At 52.3% G+C, this 9,558-nt stretch carries 5 protein-coding genes; 1 reads left to right on the plus strand and 4 read right to left on the minus strand.

Going from position 1 to position 9,558, the window contains the following annotated elements:
* Positions 1 to 171 precede the first annotated feature (171 nt).
* A complete protein-coding gene (locus WA318_RS12475; protein WP_336081458.1) occupies positions 172 to 897 on the plus strand; it encodes a GntR family transcriptional regulator in 726 nt (241 codons plus the stop codon).
* Between the two features lie 64 nt (positions 898 to 961).
* Here WA318_RS12475 and WA318_RS12480 read toward each other — a convergent pair whose 3' ends face one another.
* From WA318_RS12480 to WA318_RS12495, 4 genes are all read right to left on the minus strand, one after another.
* Positions 962 to 3,478: a tectonin domain-containing protein gene (locus WA318_RS12480; RefSeq protein WP_336081460.1), complete on the minus strand. Its 2,517-nt coding sequence runs from the start codon at positions 3,476 to 3,478 to the stop codon at positions 962 to 964.
* Positions 3,479 to 3,543: 65 nt separating this feature from the next.
* Positions 3,544 to 5,517, minus strand: a complete 1,974-nt coding sequence (locus WA318_RS12485) for a hypothetical protein (protein ID WP_336081463.1) — start codon at positions 5,515 to 5,517, stop codon at positions 3,544 to 3,546.
* A gap of 126 nt (positions 5,518 to 5,643) precedes the next feature.
* A complete protein-coding gene (locus tag WA318_RS12490) occupies positions 5,644 to 7,083 on the minus strand; it encodes a ricin-type beta-trefoil lectin domain protein (RefSeq protein WP_336081465.1) in 1,440 nt (479 codons plus the stop codon).
* A 1,118-nt stretch (positions 7,084 to 8,201) separates the two neighbouring features.
* Entirely contained in the window at positions 8,202 to 9,182 is a 981-nt protein-coding gene (locus WA318_RS12495) for an AraC family transcriptional regulator (protein ID WP_336081468.1), read from the minus strand.
* Positions 9,183 to 9,558: the final 376 nt, after the last annotated feature.

Genomic DNA, 9,558 nt, shown 5'->3' on the forward strand with positions numbered 1-9,558 from the left:
TCATTTTTATATGCAGCATATTATTTATGCATAATTATTGTGCAAAATATGAATGAAGAATCACACCCCGCTTTACAAGCAGCAGGATACTTGGATTTCCCGGTAAAATTCGTGTATACATTGCCAAAAGGGAAATGCTTCCAGACCTCGCAAGAAGGGCTCAAACATCAGATGACCGAGCTTCGTCAAACGCTCTTTGCACCAACCGAACAGTCCGAACCGCTTGGCATAGCCCAGCAGCTGTGTCAGGTGCTTGAAGACGATATCGTCAGGGGAAAGCTGCCACCGGGGCAAAGACTGGAAGAACCGCTTCTGGCCAAACGGTTTGGCGTGTCGCGCACCCCGGTTCGCGAAGCGCTGCAATTGCTCACCGCGACCGAACTGGCCGAAAAGATCCCCAACAAGGGGGTCTATGTTTCACTCGCCACCCCCGAACGCCTGACAGCGATGTTTGAAAGCATGGCCGAACTTGAAGCCATGTGCGGGCGACTGGCAGCAAAGCGCATGACCAGTGGTGAACGGCACAATCTTGAAAAGATCCATCATGAACTGGCCGAGACGGTCCGGCTTGGCGACAGCGATGGCTATGAAACCCTGAACCGGTCGTTTCACAACACGCTGTATCGAGGGTCGCACAATGAAGTTCTGGTCGATGTGACATTATCTGTCCGGCGCCGGGTTGCCCCGTTCAGACGGGTACAATTCACAAGCCTTGCGCGCCTCGCATCCTCGCACGCGGAACATCAGGGCATTGTCGATGCAATCTTACGCGGCGACAGCAAGGCGACCGAAGAATTGCTGTATGCGCACATCATGGAAGTGCATGACATCAGTCAGGATTATCTGATCAGCCTGCGCGCAGCCTCGCCCGCCAATGACATGCCTGCCTTCAAGTAAGACAAAGCCATTGGCGGGGATTTAACGTACTTGGGAAAGTCTGCCCGCGCAGGATTATAGCCCGTCAGTCTCTGGCGCGACTGATGGTCGGAGAAGAGCCGCCGGTTGCAATCCACGGACGCCCATCAGCATCGACAGCAATCGAACCTAGCGGTGCATTATTGACTTCGTCAAAGCTGTCATTGGCACCATTCCATTTGCGCAAGGTATTATTGTTGGTGTCCCTGATATAAACCGTTCCGTTCGCGCCCACATCAATCGTTGAAGCCTTTTGGCTTCCGCGTTTTGGCCGCAGCTCAAAGCTTGACCCATTCCACTGCCGGACCAGATTGTTTTTATCAACAATCCAGATATCGTTTCCCGGCCCGGCCCTTGGCACAAGAACCATACTGAAGTCACTGAAACGCTTGAATTCTTCGGAGGCTTCCGCCTTGCTATAGAGGAACGTGTCGCTGCCTGATCTAAAAGTCACATAGACAGTCCCATCCGGCGCGACGGTCACTTCACTCGGGGAAAATCCACTAACTGAATACTCCTTAACGACCTGATCACGTTCACGGTAAAGCTCTGCGGTCACACTTGAAGCTATGGCCCAAATATCGCCATTTGGCGCAATATCAATGGCGGAGAAAGTGCGTGACGAGTCCACCAGATTTGACGAGAACTGGACGAATTTTTTGCGTTTTTCGTCATATTTTTCAAATCCCTGGTCGCCGCCGCCAATAATGACAGAACCGTCTGAGGCGGTTGCGACTTGCCCCGCGCTGGTTCTTTGATCCATCGGCACGGTTGAAAATCGCATGTTCTTTCGAAACACAATGCCGGATGTTTCGGTACTGACAACCTGGTCGGTTTCACCCGTGCCCACCGTGTCACCACTGGTGGCATTAGCAACCATCAGGTCAGAACCTTCGTCACGATCAAAGAACTTTGAGGATAATGCGATCCCTTTGTCACTGACCACCCAAGGATATCCCATCGGACCAACCGTCACACTGGCGGGCGTATGCCCCGGTGTCTGAACCCGGTTGAATTTGCCGTCCTGATCCAGTCGCATCAGCAAATTATTGGCTGATACGATATAAACGCTGTTATCCGGCCCAACCGAGATCGACTTGGCCTTTTGCGGAAAAACCTCGCACGGATTGGTGTCACAGCGCTGAACAAGCTGATCGGATCTAACCGCCCACGGCGTACCATCAGGCCCGGCGGAAATCAGGGATGCCCCGGTTCCCGAAATCATCTCAAAACGGGTTTGGGCATCGTTCAGACGAAAAATCCGGCCTTGGGCATTGGTCAGCAAAACAGTCCCGTCATAGCCTGCGGATATATCTGATCCGGTCGCGCCCGTGATCTGCTTCCAAAGAGTTCCGGTATGGCGAAACACCCGCCCGAGTGCGGAAATGCCCCATGGATTGCCGTCGCGATCAACGGTGACGCGCACCAATTCACCGGGAAAGCTTTCAAATTCGTTTCGCCGGTTCGACCACCGTAAAACCCCGCCCGCACCATCAAGGCCAAATACACTGCCATCCCCGCCAATCGCAAGAGATGCGGCAGATTTCAGTGTATTTACAAAGACAATAGCATCGGTTGTCGTGACCGTTACCGGATCGGTAAAGATATTATTCCCGCCTGAACCATCGCCTGACGAGGTTGCCTCAGCGTTGCTTGACCCCGGCACGACCACACCGGGCGCAACCGCAGATGGCGCGGCATCAACGGGTGCTGCTGCAACTTCGGCAACGGCATCGGTTGCGACATTGACCGGCGCATTGGCTTCTTTTGGGCGTGGGACTGTCGCAGAAAGATCAGTTGCCTCATCTGAGGTGTCATCAATCGTCAGCCCGCCATTGGCAAAGATCAGTCCATCATTTCGGACCGCCCAGATGTTGCCTTGCTGTGTTACGGCCAGACTGACAATATCCTTCACACCTCCGACAATTTCCCATCTTTTGCGCGCGGCCAGCCAAATACGTACAAGCCCCTCGTCATCGGCCATGGCGACAACATCCGTCGCACCAAAGGCAATATCGCGTGCGCGCCCCGGATAGGTCCGCCAGACATCACCGTCATAGGCGCGGACCTTGGCCGTATCCGTGACCGCCCATGGCAGCCCGGATTTACCAATGGTCAGGCGTTTTGCAGTTCCGGTAATCGGTTGCCATTCATTGCGCAAGGCATACCATTTCCAGATGTCGCCATTTATCTTGGCGATAAAGACATTGCCTTGGGTATCGGCGGCAACATCCAGAACATCGACTTCACGCGGCTCCCACCACAATCCGTTATATTGTGACAGCTCGCCGAGAGAATTGATCGCCCAAGGGCGATTGCCAATCGCAGCCGATATCCGGGCAAAATCACCCGACATTCGCCGCCAGCGTTGTTCTACCATATCCCATCGCCACGCCCCCCCGTCCAATGCGACGGAATAAGCCTGCCCGTCTTCATTGATCGAGATATCGACAGCCGTTCCGGGCAGCTGAACCCAAGGGCCGGAATCGCCTTCCTGTGCCACTGCCAATCCGGCCCACAGGAACCAGATCCCGGAAACAAGAACCCGAAAACAACATTTCATTGGTCTATCCACCCTTGCTGTTACTTTGCCTGTCCATTGACTGGACTTCTATCCAAGGCCAGACCCTAGTTTTCAAGCAGTCGATCCCGTACGGATGCGATCATTTGCTGAGATTCAGGATTGCTTTGCCATGCATCGATCTGAACATCGCCAGCACGGAACTCTTCAAAGAATGCCTTGCCTTCAAGATGTTCACGCAGAACATCAAATGTCGGTCGCGGGGTGTACCAGTCACCATGGCGCCGTTCGAGTTTGGCAAGTTCCTGTTCCAGTTCCGACATTTCACCATTTACGGCGTCACGATCAGCCCCGGCCTGCCGGGTATAGACCGGACGGCGCGGTGTCATCAGGATCAGGATGGAACGTTCAAATTCACGTTCAACCCGTTGGGAGAAGAAATAGTTAAGGCCCGGAATATCCATCAAACCCGGAACGCCGTCCGCCGTCTTTGACGTTTCGCGTTCACTCAGACCACCCAGGATCAGGGTTTCACCAAACTTCATGGTCACGGTCGAATTGACGTTGGTTTTGGTGGTATCAAGACGGAATTCAAACACAACCGAATTGGACGGATCGGTCAAAAAGGTTCGTTCCGCAACAACATGCAGGCGGATCATGTCATTGGGCAGAATTTCAGGCGTAACCGCCAATTTCACACCGACTTCTTTCTGGACCGAAACACTGTCCCCACTGCCCCCGGAAACGGCGGCGGCAAGAATTTCTGTTCCTGAAAAGAATTCCGAAGTTTCACCGGCCTGCGCGACAAGGCTTGGCTTGGCGAGAACCTGATTATTGGCATCCGCCGAATTGGCGATGTTAAGCGAATAGGTCACCGCCGGGATACCGATCTGGCGGGTAATTGTCTGCGTACTTTCTTCAAGCCCGGTTCCCAGATAATCCTTGGTTTTCGTTGAACCATATCCCAACCCGGCCGCACCGGTTAACGGATCACCAAACTGCAATTGCAACCCGTTGAGAAGATTGATGCCCCGTGAATTACGGACATCTTCCTGCGTTCCGATCAGAACCACATCAACCACGACCATCCCGGAATCAACGAACTCGGTTGATGTCTGATTGGTATCCTGCTCGCCAAACGGGTCTCGTACACTACTGAAGGGATCGGAAGGTTCCGTAGTCTGGCCGAACGGGTTGCTGTCAAACGGGGATATTTCACCGTCACTTTCCGGTTCGACAAATGGCTCCCCGCTAAACTGGGTCTGAATATATTTGCCTTCGCTTTCATAAAAGGACTGCCAGCCTTCAACACGCCGATCAAGGTCGCGTGCACGGTTTACATCCTTGATCACGTCACGATATGTCGCAATGAACTCTTGGGCAGATGACCGGTCATCCATCGCCGAAAGTGCCAGTGCCGTCGCTTTGAGGATTTCCGGGTTTTCCCGTGATTCCGGGGAAATTTCCATCAAGCGTTTCAACGCAGCAGCAGCCGTCCGAGGATCCCGGGAATAATAGGACGCGGATGCCAGACTGTATAAAACAGCCGGATCATCATTATGATGAAGCGCAACGGCAGCAAAGTTTTCCTGCGCCAATGGATAGCGCCGCTGATCCATATAAAGCAGGCCAAGCTGATAACGCGATGGCAGGTTTCCCGGATCAAATTTCAAGGATTGCTTGTAGCCCTGCTCGGCCAGTTCGAACTTTGATGCATCGCCCAGAACACCCATCAAGTGATAGGTCAACCCGTTTAGAAATTGCAGATCCGGATTGGTCACATCAAGCTTAAGGGCAAGATTGATCAGTCTTGATGCTTCTTTGGCATTTCCCTGTTTCAGGAAATCGATGCTGTCACGCACCAGCACCTGAATTGCGCTGTCTTCGGCGGGCATGCCCAGAACAGATTTGTTATATTCAAGCGGCTTGTCGATTGACATGACCACGCCAGATCGCGTTTGCCCCCCATCCATGCCCGTGGTTTGACACCCGACAAGTGCCAAAAGAGACACCCCCATCAAGGCATGACGACAAACACGGCGACGTCCATGAACGGAACGCTGAATTGTAAACTGACGCAAAATGATATCCCCACCTGTCAGCACCAATGAGTGGATGCCGACAATTTCCCCATGAAATCAGAAGCAATCCGGCCGACACATTTTCTGTGTTTTGACCGAACTGCTTCTGTTTAAGTGTTGTTTGAATTAACCGGCATAAGTCCAGGGACGCCAAACCTGCGACTCAATCCTTTTGACTTTGCAGGGTTCCATTTTCACCACAGAGCCAATAGCAGGTTTCGTGTCGGCTACGGTCATGCACATGCGTCTGCCCGTCCCGACATATCGAATTTGCCCCGCTTGATCGAGCCCCCAGGTCTTGAGGTTTGCGCTGGAACATTTGCGGATCCATACCGGGTCGTTAACACCAAGTTTCTCGGCCTCGATGCTCAGACAATAATTGTCGATAACCACGAGTTCTCTGGTGCGGGCATTTGGAAATACCCATGGTGCTTCAGGCGTATTGCATTCGCCAAGGACAGCAACAAGACTGTCGCCTTCCTGCTTAACAAGGCAAAGCCCCGGTCTTGCGGTGAATTCAAGGCGGAAAGTCCCGGCAACTTTGGCTTCCTGCTTTTTCAAACCGTCGTTAAGGACTTTCGATTCAGCTGCGATTGCCGCCTTGCCACCATCATAGGCTGTTCCCCCGACAATAACCGGCATAACCGGCCCAGTTGACGCAGCAACAGTCCCACCTGCTTTGATCGACGCAATAGCACGGGCATAATTCGCACTTGGGCGCGTATCACCGGCGGTCAGAATGGTCCAATGATACATCAACTGCTGCTCACCGGATTTTTCTTGCAACAAAAGCGTGATGTCGGCCGGACGGCTGGCAATTTGTTCGGCTTGGCGTATCTTGCCTTCGGCGGCTTCGATCTTGATGAACTTGTCAAGTTCCATGCCAATCGTAATTGCCGTGGTGATTCCGGCCATAAGCGGACCTGATACGCCGGTTATCAACCGCGTCGTGGTTACCGAAAGTTTGCCTACCGCTGTCGTAATAGTCGTCCATAATTTGGCAGTTTTGCTAAGTGCCTTAGCCCCTTCGACGACAGCTACTCCGGCAGGTTTTGCTACAGTTCTGTGATACGGGAAGACAGCCTTGAAGGTTTGCAAAAAGAAGCCGATTCCAATAGTACTTCCAAAGGGTCCGGCCATTGCACCGGCTTGCAAAGTGGCAGAGAGAACCTCGTTGAAATTTGGCGGCTCAGTAATTGAACCTGCAAATGCCAACATGTTGTTACTGCTGCTTTCCGCGAATTCGAGATCTTTTGTCTTTTGCCAGTTTACAAAGAGTTGACGGAGCTGCGACGCAATGAATTGACGGTTCCACTGAATTTGCTTTCCGACATCTTCAAGCAGCCGTTTTTCAAGTGCAGTCCGGCGTCCTGGCGCTGTTGTTGCTGCTTTCATGAGGCGCTGGGCAATCAAAGCGGACAGTGCTTCACTACGCCATGGCTCATTTTCGATCAGCAACCATTCAACATAGGAAAATTCTTCAAGGGTCGTGTCATCAAGTTCAAGCACGGTCTGTGCAAGGATCGCGTCAATTTCTGTGCGATCACGTACCAGTTCAAGTGCCAATTCCTCGACCGCCGGACTAAGGCCAAACAAACCCGGCAGGTCACGATTTGGCGAAATCCACTTCATTTCGGTCGCCTTGCAGGCTTTGGCGCTTTTTACCGAAAAGCTTGTCCGAAGGTAGGTTTCAGGACAAGACCAGCAAGTCCCGCCATCAATAAAATCGAAGACCTGACCCGCAGGGCAGGTCAAAGCGGTGATTTTCGTGGCCGGCAAGAAATCAATGGTTTTCACGCAGGCATTTTTCCCGGTGACCGCATTTGCTGTGCGGTTGAAACCTTCCGGGCAGCTCCAGCATTCGCCACCATTGCGCGGATCGGTAAAGGAGTCTTGCGGGCAGGCCCGTCCTTCGAAAGTGGCACTTACGGCCTTTTTCATGACCATGCCACAGGCGTTCCATTTATCGACAGAGGCCGCAGTACGCCCATATCCCTTTGGGCAGGACCAGCATTCGCCACCATTGCGCTTATCAAGGAACGAACCGGCGGGGCATTCCCTTTTGCCAAGAAACGTGGCGTTCATAAGCTGCTTTACGCCCGTTGGCTTATCGCAGGCCTTCTCACCGCTGATGCTTTTTGCGTTGCGGTTATATCCGTCAGGGCAGGCATAACAGGTCCATGTTCCCAAATCGAAAAATGATCCATCCGGGCATTTTCCGACAGCCTTTGACTGAAACTTCGCAGACACCCGTCCGCACGGTTCTTGCAGTTTGCCGCGTTTATCAACGCCGCCGCATTCGGGCCCTCCTTGCAAGTTCTTCCATTGCGGACTTGCATAAGCAGGTTGATCCATCACGATCATCATCAACAGGGCAAGCAACAGCAACCCCGCATAGTTTAATATTGGCGTCAGTCTTCTGATCTGCATGCCCGGACCCTTCTTGCTTTTTTGTTTCTGCATCCGGGATTAGGGCCCCGCATGACGAATATCGCGCAGGAAGCACGGCATTGAAAACGCTCCCCTCTTCCCGGCCATGGGGCAGGATTAAGCAGAAGTTTTTCATCAAACCAGAAGAAATAAAGACCGCACGCCGATTACCAACCATAAGTGGACAGGCGATGCATAAAAGTGGATCGCCTTGCCTTTTTCAGGCCAATGATCGAACAGGATTCATGTCGCAGTTAACGACAACGTTTGAGCGTTTCGGACGGTGAAACGCCAAAATGCATGGCATAGCTTTGCGCAAACCGTCCGGCATGGCCAAACCCCCACTTCCCGGCAACCTTGGCAACCGTCGTTCCCGGGGCAGCTTCAAGCAGATCATTATGAGCCCGGTTTAAACGGACAATCTTGACATAGGCCATGGGCGCCATGCCAAAGACATCGTTGAATCCCACCAGAAGCGTGCGATAGCCGCATCCAGCATAAGCAACCAGATCGGCGAGATGAATAGCAGTCTGCGCATATTCATGGATGTAATCACGGGCGCGCTTGACATATCGCGGCAAGGCAACTGTCGATGGACGGTCATGCAAAACGTCCAAATAGGAGTTTGGCAACTGCATCAGAATACTGGTCAGAAGCAGGTCACGCAATTCGCCTAAAATAATCGTGTTTTCAAGATCATAGAGCGGCCCGTCAAGCGCATTTGCGATATAGTGAAGCGTGTCTACAACATGTCTCTGGCCCGGCAATGTCACATCGATTGCCGCATCAAAAACCAGTTCGTTGTGAAAGATATCGCGCCCGGTCAGGGCATGGGCATGTTCGCGCAAGGTTGAAACCGGCAAATGTGCACCAAGAGCCGAAAACTCTTCCTCAATCGCGGACAACGGCACACGCATGTTGCGCATCAGCCCGCGTTGGGGCGAAATTTCAAATTCATGCGCCCCGTGTTTGACCTGACCATTTCCGCCATTCACAAACAGAAGGAACAAGTCATCGGTTTCGATCGCCGGGGTTTTGAGATGAATGCGCCCAGCCCCAAAAGATGCGCCGAGAAGGACAATATCGGCAAGGGCTGCAGAATGAATAGAAACATCTGTGATGGCGTTTTTACCAATCGCGTCAATTGTGTCAATACTGTTCATATCCGACAGAAAGGCTTGCGTTTCATGCAAGTCCTGTGACTCAAAGATTTGATGGTTTTTGAGGTGATTCATCTAATATATCCTGTTGATGGTGCCACGATATGGCGGAACTTCCATCACAGATCGCATTTGACGACGCGATCAGGGCATCAACAGAACCTCCGAGAACTTAATGTATTCTTTTCTCGCGAACTAAGAAACAAGAGCTTCGCTGTGGAAGAAACAGACTTTACCGCGCATATCATGCGCAAGACACCATCAAGGCCAAGCCTCACCGTTTTTTTCCGACATTTATCATCAGAAACGACAAAACCCCCGACCGGTTAAGGTCGAGGGTTTCTGAATGTCGTGTGTATATAGGGAATATGAATTGCTGTATTTGGAAGGCCCGGCGGTGACCTACTCTCCCGTGCCTTAAGACAAAGTACCATCGGCGCAGGCTGGTTTC

Origin of the sequence: Thalassospira sp. CH_XMU1448-2 (genome assembly GCF_037027285.1) — a bacterium.
GTDB lineage: Bacteria > Pseudomonadota > Alphaproteobacteria > Rhodospirillales > Thalassospiraceae > Thalassospira > Thalassospira profundimaris_C.

What these genes read in the sequence shown, in the direction of transcription:
- WA318_RS12475 (WP_336081458.1), top strand. Translation starts at nt 172, where the DNA reads ATGACCGAGCTTCGTCAAACGCTCTTTGCACCAACCGAACAGTCCGAA.
- WA318_RS12480 (WP_336081460.1), bottom strand. Translation starts at nt 3,478, where the DNA reads ATGAAATGTTGTTTTCGGGTTCTTGTTTCCGGGATCTGGTTCCTGTGG.
- WA318_RS12495 (WP_336081468.1), bottom strand. Translation starts at nt 9,182, where the DNA reads ATGAATCACCTCAAAAACCATCAAATCTTTGAGTCACAGGACTTGCAT.